The sequence below is a fragment of the Butyrivibrio sp. ob235 genome (genome assembly GCF_900109475.1).
Taxonomy (GTDB): domain Bacteria; phylum Bacillota; class Clostridia; order Lachnospirales; family Lachnospiraceae; genus Butyrivibrio.
The window spans coordinates 1-12276 of the sequence record NZ_FOBE01000052.1; the positions used below are offsets into that span (position 1 = coordinate 1).

The following is a 12276-nucleotide window of genomic DNA, read 5'->3' on the forward strand; positions in this document are numbered from 1 at the left end:
TATTCTTATGATAATATCAGAGATGATATCAGACATCTTTCGAGATTCGTCGCTAACCTATGGCAAATACATGCTTTTGGGGAGGGGAATACAAGAACAACCGCTGTTTTCTTTATCAAATATCTGAGGACAATGGGATTTGATGTTACTAACGAAATATTTGCTGAGAATGCATGGTACTTTAGAAATGCGCTTGTAAGGGCAAATTACAACGATTATTCAAAGGGAGTACATGCTACTACGGAGTATTTGGAATCATTTATGCGAAATCTTTTACTTGGTGAGCATAATGAACTGCATAACAGAAATATGCATATCAGTGGATATTTCGAAAAACAGGACATTGAGAAAGCAAAACAGGACATTGGTGATAAAAAACAGGACATTGAGGAACAAAAACAGGACATTCATATCCCGGAGGAGATAGGAAACAAAACAAAGAATAATATTATCAGTTTGTTTAAAAAATATGGATATGAATCATTTTTTGGAAGATCGGAAGTGATGGAAACACTATCTATCACAGCATCTCCGGCATCAGCTTTGATTAAGCGGATGCTTGATATGGAAATTATATATCCTATGAAGGGAAAGGGAAAAGGTAAATACCTTTTCAAAAAGTAAATAAATGTGAAGAAAAGGGCTCTTATATATGTCAATAAAAGGCATATATTCAGGGCTTTTTCTTATATAAAGGGCATCCAGCGCAATCTGATCAGCTTCCATAATCCTATGTTCAGGGATGTTGCGCTCAATCAGCTGAGGGCTCTGCAGAATATGAATAAGGTGTTGGATAGATAAAGGTAACGGATGCTCTGCGTGTGTAGGGCATTCTATTTGAAATATAGTTAGCTATAACTAACAGAAAGTAGTATCATGAAATTGCAGAGATGTAAACATGGGATTTCATAAATGGAGGAAAATCTTTTTATGCATATTCAGCTCACTGGTGGACCGATACCGCAGGTTCGTTGCAGGCTGCAGTAGAAGAGATGCCAGAAGGGTATGCAGATATGATGGAGCCTGTAATAGCTAATACACCAGGACTTATTATTGCGCTTGTATTTGTGATACCTGTAGCGATTCTAGGAATGATAATTGCTGAGAAGGTAATGAAAAAGCAGGCGGATAGTTTGAAATGAAGATAATGGTTTCTTTTGAGCAATAGGAAGGGCGTAAGCTATGGTTTGGTACGTATTTGTAATTGAAGCGATAGTATTTGCTGCGATTTTTACAACGGTTTTATTTGCTGTTTATCATGGCGATAGGATGTACAGCCCGGAATGCATTCATAATTATCCACCGGATATTCAGGAGGAATATTTCAAGACTCATGAGAAGGTGGATGTATCTGGTAAATCAAAGAATGTAATAGTGGCAAAATCCTGTGGTGTGTTGATGTTTACGGTAATCCTTACAGTATGTGCGAAGATTGCAGGAGCTACCACGTTCTGGCATGGCTCTGGAATTGTCCGGGGCTATTATTTTTGTCTGAAAAAAGGTATGATTATTCATAAGTTGTCTGAAATGATAGATTTAGGAAGTGTTTGGACGTATGAAGAAATCATCTGTTTTGTTGGGAATAATAGCAGTACTTATCGGAACAGTGGTGGTTGCGGGGGTTGTACTTGTAATAAAGAGCAAGAAGAGTTGATAACAAGGAGGAGCTTGTATGAACGCAAGGGAGTATTTAGAGATTTTACATGTTGCAGAGAGACTGAAAGATACGCCTCGTCATTGTACTACATCGAAAAGAAGAACTGAGAGTGTGGCAGAGCACAGTTGGCGGATTTCGCTCATGGCATTTCTTCTTAAACATGAGTTTGCAGATATAGATATCAATAAAGTTGTGGATATGTGCCTCATTCATGATCTTGGGGAGTGTTTTACCGGCGACATTCCGACATTTATAAAGACTGATTCCGATAGAGAGGTTGAAGATTCTCTTTTGAACCAGTGGGTTAAATCTCTCCCAGAGGAACTATCTGGGGAGATAGCTGCTCTTTATAAAGAGATGGATGCACAAGAAACTAAGGAGGCTAAGCTATACAAGTCATTGGATAAGCTGGAGGCCCTGATTCAACATAACGAGTCCCCAATTGATACATGGTCTGAAAATGAGTATGAGCTCAATAAGACATATGCGTTTGATACAGTTTCTTTTTCGGAATGGCTTACACAGCTGAGGAAAGCAATTCTTGAAGATACATTAGAAAAGATCGAGAGGGAAGGACAGTAATATGCTGGTTACGGGGGTAAAAACATGACAAAAGATGAAGATTACTGTATTTTGGAGTTTATAGCTGAAGGCGGACGGTTTTATCGTTATGACGGAAAAGGCGATTTATCAGCATCTGAGATTGAGACATATGATAATGGCAGGAAATTTGAAAACGGATACAATGCGGCTAACGCAAATGTATGACTAATCCAGGGACAAGGAGCGCTTAAAATGATAATTCGTGAGTATGAAGAAAAAGACCTTCAGCAGATGATAGACATTTGGAATGAGGTGGTTGAAGAGGGAATGGCATTTCCTCAGGAAGATTTTCTTGATGCTGTGTCTGGGAAAGAGTTCTTTGAGTCGCAGAGCTATACAGGAGTGGCTGATGACGATGGAAATATTGTTGGATTATATATTTTGCATCCGAATAATGTTGGTAGATGTGGGCATATTTGTAATGCCAGCTATGCGGTAAGCTCAAAGAGTCGTGGGTTACATATTGGAGAGAAAATGGTAATCGACTGTCTTTCAAAAGGTAAAGAACTCGGTTTTCGAGTATTGCAGTTTAATGCTGTAGTTGAGAGTAATGTGCATGCGAGACACTTATATGAGCGATTAGGCTTTGTGCAGTTGGGAACAATTCCAGATGGATTCAGAATGAAAGACGGGCATTACGAGAATATCTGTCCGTACTATCATAATCTTTACTTTTTAGAAACCAAAAGATAAAATAAGTAAAGATTATGGAGGGAAGTACAATATGATCTCATATGAAGGTTTGGAAAATGCACTAAAGGAAAGAGGAATTGGTAAGACTGAGCTTTCAACTGAGCTTGGTCTGTCTACAAGAACTGTGGCTAAAATTGCAAAGGGTGAGAAGTTGTCGCCAAGAAGCATAAAAAAGATAGCAGCATATCTCGGAAAAGATCCGGACTTTTTAATGAAAAGTGTTTCAGATAATAAAATCTTGCAGTTGCTTCGTGAGGAAAAAGATATAAAGCTTCCTGGAGGGCTCTATCATGAGCTACAGGTAAGAGTGACATATAATTCCAATCATATCGAAGGAAGTAAGCTTTCAGAAGATCAGACAAGGCATATCTTCGAAACTGATACAGTTGATATCGGCGTTGGCGTTCCTGTTGATGATATTCTTGAAACAGTGCATCACTTCCGCGCAATTGATTATGTAATAGATATAGCAGAGGAAGAACTTTCAGAGGATATAATCAAAAGGCTTCACTACATAATAAAGCATGATACAAAGTATTCAACTTTGTCATGGTTTGAGGTTGGAGATTATAAAAAACGTGCAAATGTCGTAGGGGGCAGAGAGACTTCGAAACCATCTGAAGTGCATAAGCATATGGAGGCACTTCTTAAAGAGTATAATTTAAAAAAGAATGTAACAGTAGAAGATATAATAGCACTTCATGCTGAGTTTGAATATATTCATCCATTCCAGGACGGAAACGGAAGGGTAGGAAGGCTTGTAGCATTAAAGGAATGCCTTAGACACAATATTGTGCCATTCATCATTGAGGATTCCAAGAAGAACTACTACTACAGAGGGCTCAAGGAATGGAGAAATGAAAAAGGATGGCTCATAGATACTTGTCTTGATGGACAGGATATATTTGTAAAGCTTCTTGATTTACTCGAAATTGAGCATGATTGAGATAGTATATGGAACGGAAAATTTGAAGAAAGCTACCGTTTGTGGGAGGAAAGCAGGAAACATACATTTTATAAGCAGTGGGGAACCGGAATACAAGGAGTGAATAGGCATCATTAGCCTAAGGAGGGCGGTGCTAATGGAAAGAAAATCAATTCTGATCAAGGATACAACAAGAGAAGAGAGGGAGCAGATTGTGAAAAACTCTCTCGATTGCGGTGGCGGCTGCGAGAATTGCTCATCTTGCTGGCTTGGCGGGGGAAGTCCCTGGGATATTTATCAGGACTATATTGATGGCAAAAAGGAAATCCGCGAGATAAACATGGAATACATGGAAAAATATCGCCAGGACAGGCAGATTCATTGAGAGGATATGTACTTATGGTAAATGCACCTGAGATAAAAGACTCTACAACTGAAGAACGTAGAGCATATATAAAAGAGAGGTTTCCATGTATTGCAGATTGCGATATGTGCGGACTTTGTAAGGTGTTCCATGGAAAAGACGCTGAGACGGCATATACAGATTACATCAATGGTAACAGGTCTTTTATAGAAGTGTCGGCTGACTATAAGTGAGTTCTTTTAGTATTTCTATATAATTTGTGGTGAGTTGTGATGGGCGGATTGCAGCCGGGAGGATATAACCTATTTCCATATAGTCATCTACATATAAGGGCTTGGCGATGATGTTTGGGCCATTCAGTTCCTCACTGATTACACCACTGCAGATAGTATATCCGTTAAGACCAATCAGCAGGTTGAAGAGGGTGGCGCGGTCACAGACAACCAGCTCCTTATCACAATCCATAGTACTTAGTATTTCCTCAGAGAAGTAAAAGGAGTTATGGCTTCCCTGCTCATAGGAAAGACGCGGAAATGGAGTAAGATCTGCCGGGGTGATTGAACTCTTTTGGGCGAGAGGATTGTTTTTTCCAATGAACACATGAGGCTTTGCGGTAAATAGTGGTTCAAAGATCAGGCCATTGTCCCGCAGAGCCTTTTTAATTATTGTCTCGTTAAAACGGTTGAGATACAGAATGCCGATTTCGCTGCGCAAGTGAGCTACATCTTCAATTATGTCATAGGTCTGGGTTTCACGCATGTGAAACTCGTACTTGTCTTTTCCATATTTCTTCAATAATTCCACGAAAGCTTCAACAACAAATGAATAGTGCTGGGATGACACACAAAAGCGCTGTTTTCCGGAAGACTGTCCTGCGTAGCGTTCATCTATAAGTGCAGCCTGCTCCAGTACCTGCCGTGCATAACCAACGAACTCGTCACCGTCTGGAGTCAACTCAATTCCTTTGTTGGAACGTGTAAAGAGTGTAATACCATACTCGTTCTCAAGCTCATGTATCGCAGAAGTAAGGCTGGGCTGTGAAATAAAGAGTCTTCTTGATGCTTCTGTAATATTGCCGGTGTCTGCAACTGTGACGGCGTATTGTAACTGCTTTAAAGTCATTTTGGGTGAACCTCTTATTGATAGAATTTATTAAATTATAGCATGCCTCCATAGATAAAAACTATCGTCAACCCAACGAAATATATATTTTACCGACTGCTTTGATAGGAATACGATTTGAGAAAAGTATTGAGATGGAGAGGAGAGTAGAAAATGAGCAGTTTACAGACACCATTCAGATATGATTTTGTTGGGAGTTTCTTAAGACCCAAAGCACTTAAAGGCGCAAAAGTAGCGTTCGCTGAAGGAAAAATCAGTAAAGAGGAACTGGATGCGGTTATAAATGATGAGATCACTAAGGTTGTGGCAAAGCAGAAGGAGCTGGGCTTTCATGTGATAACAGATGGAGAGTTCAGAAGGAGCTTCTGGCACCTTGATTTCATGTGGGGATTTGAAGGCGTGGAGCACAAGGCTACCGGCAACGGTGTTAAATTTAATGATGAGCTGGCTGTCCTTGATGATACCTATCTTGTTGGAAAGATTAAGGCAAAGCCCCATCCTTTCGTAGAATATTTTAAATTCCTTAAGCAGTTTGAGGATGAGAATACTGTAGCAAAATACACAATTCCTGCACCTGCACAGACTTTCCAGCAGATGATCGTACCGGCTAATTACGAGACCACAAGAAAGTTCTATCCTACAAATGATGAGCTTATCGAAGATATAGCAAAGGGATATGGTGATGTGATAAAGCAGTTCTATGATGCCGGATGTCGAAATCTCCAGATGGATGACTGCACATGGGGAGCCATCGTTGGTGATGCAGCTAAGCAGAGATACAAATCTCTTGGAATAGATCTGAAGGAGGTAAAAGAGCAGCTTTTAAGAGTAAATAACCTGGCTCTGGAGGAGAAACCGGAAGATATGGTTATCAACTCTCATATCTGCAGAGGTAACTATCATTCAACGTATTTTACCAGCGGTCCTTATGATACAGTTGCGGATTATGTATTTGCAAAAGAGAATGTGAATGCACTTTTCCTCGAGTATGATGATGAGAGATCAGGTGGATTTGCTCCTCTTTCAAAGGTTTCTGATGACAAGAAGGTAGTTCTGGGCCTTATCACGACAAAGACACCGAAGCTTGAGAACAAGCAGAAAGTCATAGAGAGGATACATGAAGCGGCAAAGTATGTTCCTTTGGAAAGGCTTTGTCTGAGTCCACAGTGTGGATTTGCTTCCTGTGAGATTGGCAATAAACTTACAGAAGAAGAACAGTGGGCAAAACTCAGGCTTGTGAGAGAAATTGCTGAAGAAGTTTGGGGATAGGGATGTGGTACTAATGGAAAATAATATTTTTATCACAAAAGCCTATTGACATAGTATGCAAATGCAGATACTATACTTTCTCTGTGACTATAGTGTTTTGTTTAGATACAGCAAAGGCTCAGGACTTGGCTATGAGCTGATAGACTTTGTGAATAGATTTTCAAGAAGGAATTGTAAATAGGTGGATAAGAAACAGCTCTTTAAATATGCGTTTATAAAGTCAATACCAATCATGTGCAGTTATCTTTTTGTGAGTATGGCCTATGGAATCCTGATGGAAGAGTCGGGGTTTGAATGGTATTACTCTCTCCTTGTCAGCCTGTCTGTATATACTGGAGCTTTTCAGTTTGTTTTGACTACGTTGCTTTCGGCGGGAGCATCAATACTTACGATAATGATAACAGCTCTTTTCATGAACAGTAGGCAGACTTTTTATAGCCTGTCGTTTGTTGATGAGTTCAGTAGTATGGGATGGAAAAAGCCGTACATGATCCATACTATGACCGATGAGACATATGCTGTGAACTGCACGTTGGAGTTAAAAGATGCAGAGAAGAAGCAGGTTATGTTCTGGGTGGCGTTCTTATCACGTTGCTATTGGATGACAGGAGCTGTTATTGGCGGAGTCCTGGGGCAGATAATTCCGTTTTCATTGGAAGGCATTGATTTCTCTATGACGGCATTGTTTGTAATCATTTTTATAGATCAGTGGGAAAAGGCAGATACTCATAAACCTGCATTGGCTGGACTGGCTGTGGGAATTATCAGCCTCTTAATATTTGGAGAGAATCAGTTTATGCTTCCGGCTCTTATCATTGTTTCAATGCTGCTAGTTTGGTATAACTCAAGAAAGCAGGTGGCAGTAGAATGATGAGACCATGGTATATTTTATTGGCAATAGTAATGTCAGCGCTAATCACCTTTGGACTTAGGGCGCTGCCATTTGTTCTTTTCAGAGGCGGACGCAGTATGCCGGAATGGATGCAGCGCCTTGGACAGATTCTTCCATCAGCAATCATGGCTGTGCTTATCGTATACTGCCTGAAAGGGGCGAAGAGTAACCCTATCGGAATAGGAATTCCCGGGATTATTGCAGTTGCTGTTGTTGTAGCAAGTTATAAGAGGAAGCACAATACATTTATCAGCATTATAGTCGGAACTGCTGCGTATATGATTATGTTAAGATGCATGTGATAAAGTGAGCTTTTTAAATATTTCTAAATATTTTGATTTGATAATGGAATAATAGCTGGTGCTCAGGCGGAATTCATTCGTGCAATAATTCCTTTTTTACAAAGTTAATCAAGGTACGGATCATATCGGGGTTAGCACGGTAGTATATCTTAGTGTCTACCTTATCCAGAGTCAGCAGATTCTGATCAAGGAGAGCTGAGGTGTGGTGAGATATAGTAGCAGTGGTAAGGCCCAGCATTGATGCCAGTTGCGCACCGTATGCGGGCTTGTCCACTGTAGCTGACAAAATCTCAAATTTACTCTTATCTGCGAGGAGCTTGAGCATCAGGAGCACCTTGTCTTCATCTAGGGTGGCCTGGTTTTTCAGAACGTCTTCAATCCTGATGGATGGATCAAAGATAGCCCCGATGTTGACTATCGCTTTAGGGGCCATCTTAAAGGAAAGTCCCATTGAAACACCCTTTATATAAGTGATATAGATATCACATTCTTCAAAATTATTCCCGGTTTCATGATCACCATAGAATTCATTCATTATATATGCTGCCATTGATGTCCCGTTAAGGAGACTCTCGAAGTGTTCAGCTACCCGTTTTCCCTTAGCAATAAGTTTTTTTTCAAACTTCTTAATAACCTTGGCTGAACGCTCCATAAGTGAGGCAAACTTCTCACAGTATTCCTTATGATGAATATAAAGCTTTTGCAGGTGCAATTTTTCAGCATCGGAAAAATCCATCTGCTGTATCAGATCAAATATCTCCAGGGCAGATATTTCGTCTTCAGCCTCCTCATCAACCGTACGGGAGCCAAAGGCCTTAACCTCATCATAGAAATTTCTGTTGTATTCAGCTTCGGAAAGATCTTTAAGTTCATCATAATATTTTGAGACAGAGCTCTCCCGCCAGACGCTTTTTCCTACCAGCATCAGAACATTGGCAAAGGAGATTATGCTTTCGCTAAGCTTTGGCATGCCGCAGAAAAAGCGAATATCCTCAGAATCCTTGGAAAACTCTGCTCTGGCAGCGTCTTCGATTTCCTGGAGTAGTTCCACATATCTTTTTGCTTCCTCATCCGGCGTGATGCCATATCTTGCGGCAAGCCTGTTCATATATTCTGTTTCAAAGCCTGCCGGCTGAGCAATCATATTAAGTAATGTAATACTTTCATGTACGTACTGAACTTCTAAATGAAAATGATTCATGCTGCCTCCCTCATGTCTGCGTTATCTGTAGTTTCCTGTTCTTCAAGATTACCTTTTGCAATAAGAACGATGCAGAACACGATTGCCACAACCCCGGCGCCAAGAAATATCTGTGCCACATTTGAGAACTTAAGTAAACCACTGATAAGTCCTGCAGTTACGGGCATGATGGCTGACCCAAGGGCATTTCCGATGCTTGATGTTCTTGCAAGATATTCTTTATCAATTATACGATATGATTCAACGCCAAGGAACATGTTAGCGATTGTTACAAAAAGGCCAAGAATCACGGTAAGTACAACAAGGATACCAAGAGCGACGTAACGATTGGTGTAAAGCGGTGATGCGGCAACGAGGATGAAATATACGGCGGTAATAGCAACTGAAACCATTACAAGTACCATTTTGGCATCTAAGCGCTTGTAAATCATAGGGAAAATCAATGAACCAACAAGCATGCTGGCAACGAAGGTAGCGCCAAAGGCTGACAGAAAGAATGCATCGCCATGAAGCAGTTCGCTGACCATAGGAGTCTGAAGGCTGTTCAATGGAACCAGAATTCCGTTTAAGAAAAGAATGATCATGGTGATGGCAACAAGTCTTTTCTTGGTGGCACAGTATAAAAACCCGTCCTTAAGATCCCTCATATATCCGGAAACATTGAAACGCTCTGCATTTTTGTTACTGTCATCCTTAAGCTTCATGGAGAGGATTATAAGAGCTGAAAGTATGAAGGTTATCATGTCAACGTAGATGGCACCTGAGCTGCCGATAAGAGCGATTATTACAGCAGCGACGGCTGTACCTACAAGTTCAACGGTACCGGAAGCAGCTTTGCTGATAGACATGGCTTCGCCATAGAGATGCTCGGGAACGATCTGTGGGAAAAGAGCTGTTCCAGCAGGAACTCTGAAGGCCTCTGCACTGGAGATCACAAGGCTCAGTACCGCAATCATCGGTGCATTCAGAAATCCCATGAGAAGTCCTGTTGCAAGGAGCCCTACACATATAGCTCTGATAAGATCTGTGATCACCATAATCATCTTCTTATTCTTGCGCTCAACCCAGGGACCTGCCAGGGGAGTCAGTATAATTGTAGGGATGCGGTTCAGGGCATAAATAAGAGCTGACCAGCTGGCCTGACCTGTGATCTCATATACGATCCATGAAGACGCGATGGCATCCACTGAATCTCCGAAGCGGTTGATGATCTCTGCTGATAAGTCCTTACGATAGTTTCTGTTCTGTAATAATTCACGAATCTCTGCTTTCATATGTGTTCTCCTTGGTTAGGTATTTGTCTAATAGATGTTTGATGAATATAAAATATCACAATATTCGATGTGTGTCAAATATAAATATTAGATTAGTGTCTATTAATGTATGAGTTGCTATACACTATTCTAGAAGAAGACAGTGGCTTGATTTTTTTGTTATAGTATTACTATGTTTGTTAGGGAAGGGGAATCTTATGGAAAAAGTGAAATCAGCTGATGATTTTGAAAAAATGTTTGAAGAACTGTGATGAGGATTATTCTTTCACCTGCAAAGAAAATGAATGTAGATACAGATAAACTTGAGTACATAGGACTTCCGGTATTTATTGACCAGACGGAGGAAATACTTGAGTGGCTCCGAAATAAGTCGCATTCTTTCAGGTTTTTATGGTGTGCTGAAACCTATGGACGGAGTTACACCATACAGGCTTGAAATGCAGGCAATGGGAATCCGAAATTAGCAGTAAGAAAATAAGATATGAGGCTTTGCAAAAATATGTATAAATTCAGAGAGATTACAGAGGACGACAATGCTGCTGTTGCTGCGCTTGTCAGGGACAACCTTAAACAGTTTAATCTTGATATTCCGGGAACAGTCTATTTTGACGCAGGATTGGACCATCTTAGCGATTATTATGGCAATGATAATAGGAGATATTTTGTCATCGAGAACGATAATGGCGAGGTCATCGGTGGAATTGGATATGACAGATTTGAACCGCTGAAAGATACCGCTGAACTCCAGAAGCTCTATCTTACGGATGCAGCAAAAGGATCAGGGCTTGGATACGAAATGATAGACTTTATTGAAGAGAGGATGCGAGAAGCGGGATACAAAGTTTCGTATCTGGAGACCCATGACAATCTTCAGGCTGCAATTCATATCTATGAAAAGAAGGGGTATAAAGAAATAGAGCGCCCTGACGCGGTAGTTCACAGTACCATGAACAGATTCTTTAGGAAAGAGCTATGATAATCAGAGCAGATGGGGGTATATTATGAAACTTATTGTTATAGACATACAAAAAGGAATTACCGACGAAAGACTATATAATTTCGACGGATTTATAAAGAATGTGACAAGTATTATCGATGCTGCAAGGAAGAATGATGTTGAGGTTATTTATGTTCAGCATGATGACGGTCCGGGTACAGGATTTTCTGTCGGTGATGAGGATTTTGAGATAGCTGATCAGGTGGCTCCAAGGGAGAATGAGAAGATTTTTATAAAGACAGTAAACAGCTGTTTTGGTAATGCCGAGTTAGCAGATTATCTCAGTGACTCGGGTGTAAAAGTCTTAATGATAGTCGGATTGCAGACTAACTTTTGTATTGATGCATCTGTGAAATCAGCATTTGAAAGGGGATACAGAGTAATAATCCCCGAAGGAACCAATTCTACTTTCAACAATGATTACATGGATAGTGAAACTACTTATAAGTATTACAACGAGATGATGTGGCCGGAAAGATTTGCGAGCTGCATTCCTGTTGATGAAGCTATTAAGCTTATCGGGGAACTGGTATAGTTTATACAGACGGGAAAAAGACGGTGATTTACCTGCTTTTTTGGTTTTAGTGGATTTGCCAGATTTCTTATTTGTCTTGATGATGCTGATTGTTGCAAGTATAATATCGGTTGCGATGGGAGAGGTTATAGGAAAAAGGTATGATTGTGGATGACATAGAGCGCTTGTTTCTGATAGACATATCAGAAGCGGCGCTTTTTGTTTTATTTAATAGGAAATTTCGCCTTGGCGGCGAAACCTTGAATTAAAAGGCCCGGCAAGACCGGGCCACGCAAAGCAAAGGTATATTGGCTATAAATTACCAATCTACCTCGTCAAAGAATTCGTCATCTTCGTGCATAAAGTAATCCATGTCGAGAAGGTCTTCATCGTCCATCTCGCGGATTTCGTTCGCCGACATGCCTTCCGGCGGATTTTGGATGTATTTCTCTCTAAGCTTTGC

The 12276-nt window shown here is 40.5% G+C and carries 16 protein-coding genes and 2 pseudogenes; 15 read left to right on the top strand and 3 right to left on the bottom strand.

Annotated features, from left to right (window positions below; translation table 11 throughout):
* The 9 genes and pseudogenes from BMW61_RS22220 to BMW61_RS20700 all read left to right on the top strand — a co-directional run.
* Positions 1–624: pseudogene (locus tag BMW61_RS22220) on the top strand (Fic family protein); the annotation flags it as partial.
* Positions 625–908: 284 nt separating this feature from the next.
* Positions 909–1142 carry an MptD family putative ECF transporter S component gene (locus tag BMW61_RS20670; RefSeq protein WP_091825801.1) on the top strand — a complete coding sequence of 78 codons (234 nt, stop codon included), beginning with the start codon at positions 909–911 and terminating at the stop codon, positions 1140–1142.
* A 40-nt stretch (positions 1143–1182) separates the two neighbouring features.
* Entirely contained in the window at positions 1183–1764 is a 582-nt protein-coding gene (locus BMW61_RS22665; protein ID WP_242876856.1) for a hypothetical protein, read from the top strand.
* The gene (locus BMW61_RS20680) at positions 1673–2239 is read left to right on the top strand and encodes an HD domain-containing protein (RefSeq protein ID WP_022763571.1); all 567 of its coding nucleotides are present in this window, start codon (positions 1673–1675) and stop codon (positions 2237–2239) included. The genes BMW61_RS22665 and BMW61_RS20680 overlap by 92 nt, the downstream gene beginning before the upstream one ends.
* Before the next feature lie 24 nt (positions 2240–2263).
* The gene (locus BMW61_RS22225; RefSeq protein WP_022763544.1) at positions 2264–2425 is read left to right on the top strand and encodes a hypothetical protein; all 162 of its coding nucleotides are present in this window, start codon (positions 2264–2266) and stop codon (positions 2423–2425) included.
* A gap of 27 nt (positions 2426–2452) precedes the next feature.
* The gene (locus tag BMW61_RS20685; RefSeq protein ID WP_091825803.1) at positions 2453–2953 is read left to right on the top strand and encodes a GNAT family N-acetyltransferase; all 501 of its coding nucleotides are present in this window, start codon (positions 2453–2455) and stop codon (positions 2951–2953) included.
* A 31-nt stretch (positions 2954–2984) separates the two neighbouring features.
* Complete coding sequence (locus tag BMW61_RS20690; RefSeq protein WP_091825805.1) at positions 2985–3899, top strand: Fic family protein; 915 nt, start codon at positions 2985–2987, stop codon at positions 3897–3899.
* Positions 3900–4035: 136 nt separating this feature from the next.
* A complete protein-coding gene (locus BMW61_RS20695; protein WP_022763541.1) occupies positions 4036–4263 on the top strand; it encodes a hypothetical protein in 228 nt (75 codons plus the stop codon).
* Between the two features lie 14 nt (positions 4264–4277).
* Positions 4278–4475 (top strand): hypothetical protein, encoded by a 198-nt coding sequence (locus BMW61_RS20700; RefSeq protein ID WP_091825808.1) that lies wholly within the window; start codon positions 4278–4280, stop codon positions 4473–4475.
* Here the strand turns inward: BMW61_RS20700 and BMW61_RS20705 are convergent.
* On the bottom strand, positions 4447–5364 hold the full coding sequence (locus BMW61_RS20705) for a LysR family transcriptional regulator (protein ID WP_091825811.1): 918 nt from the start codon (positions 5362–5364) through the stop codon (positions 4447–4449). The genes BMW61_RS20700 and BMW61_RS20705 overlap by 29 nt on opposite strands.
* Before the next feature lie 153 nt (positions 5365–5517).
* On the opposite strand from BMW61_RS20705, the gene BMW61_RS20710 reads away from it, so the two are divergent.
* From BMW61_RS20710 to BMW61_RS20720, 3 genes are all read left to right on the top strand, one after another.
* Positions 5518–6633 (top strand): 5-methyltetrahydropteroyltriglutamate--homocysteine S-methyltransferase, encoded by a 1116-nt coding sequence (locus tag BMW61_RS20710; protein ID WP_091825814.1) that lies wholly within the window; start codon positions 5518–5520, stop codon positions 6631–6633.
* Between the two features lie 181 nt (positions 6634–6814).
* Positions 6815–7504 carry an AzlC family ABC transporter permease gene (locus BMW61_RS20715; RefSeq protein ID WP_242876857.1) on the top strand — a complete coding sequence of 230 codons (690 nt, stop codon included), beginning with the start codon at positions 6815–6817 and terminating at the stop codon, positions 7502–7504.
* Positions 7501–7827 carry a branched-chain amino acid transporter permease gene (locus BMW61_RS20720; RefSeq protein ID WP_330363286.1) on the top strand — a complete coding sequence of 109 codons (327 nt, stop codon included), beginning with the start codon at positions 7501–7503 and terminating at the stop codon, positions 7825–7827. The genes BMW61_RS20715 and BMW61_RS20720 overlap by 4 nt, the downstream gene beginning before the upstream one ends.
* Before the next feature lie 73 nt (positions 7828–7900).
* Here BMW61_RS20720 and BMW61_RS20725 read toward each other — a convergent pair whose 3' ends face one another.
* The gene (locus BMW61_RS20725) at positions 7901–9028 is read right to left on the bottom strand and encodes an ArsR/SmtB family transcription factor (protein ID WP_091825817.1); all 1128 of its coding nucleotides are present in this window, start codon (positions 9026–9028) and stop codon (positions 7901–7903) included.
* Positions 9025–10302 (bottom strand): MFS transporter, encoded by a 1278-nt coding sequence (locus BMW61_RS20730; RefSeq protein WP_091825820.1) that lies wholly within the window; start codon positions 10300–10302, stop codon positions 9025–9027. Before BMW61_RS20730 ends, BMW61_RS20725 begins: the two co-directional genes overlap by 4 nt.
* A 250-nt stretch (positions 10303–10552) precedes the next feature.
* On the opposite strand from BMW61_RS20730, the pseudogene yaaA reads away from it, so the two are divergent.
* From yaaA to BMW61_RS20745, 3 genes and pseudogenes are all read left to right on the top strand, one after another.
* Positions 10553–10748, top strand: a pseudogene (gene yaaA / locus BMW61_RS20735) (peroxide stress protein YaaA); the annotation flags it as partial.
* Positions 10749–10801: 53 nt separating this feature from the next.
* Positions 10802–11278: a GNAT family N-acetyltransferase gene (locus BMW61_RS20740; protein ID WP_091825823.1), complete on the top strand. Its 477-nt coding sequence runs from the start codon at positions 10802–10804 to the stop codon at positions 11276–11278.
* A gap of 25 nt (positions 11279–11303) precedes the next feature.
* A complete protein-coding gene (locus BMW61_RS20745; protein ID WP_091825825.1) occupies positions 11304–11834 on the top strand; it encodes a cysteine hydrolase family protein in 531 nt (176 codons plus the stop codon).
* Positions 11835–12276: the final 442 nt, after the last annotated feature.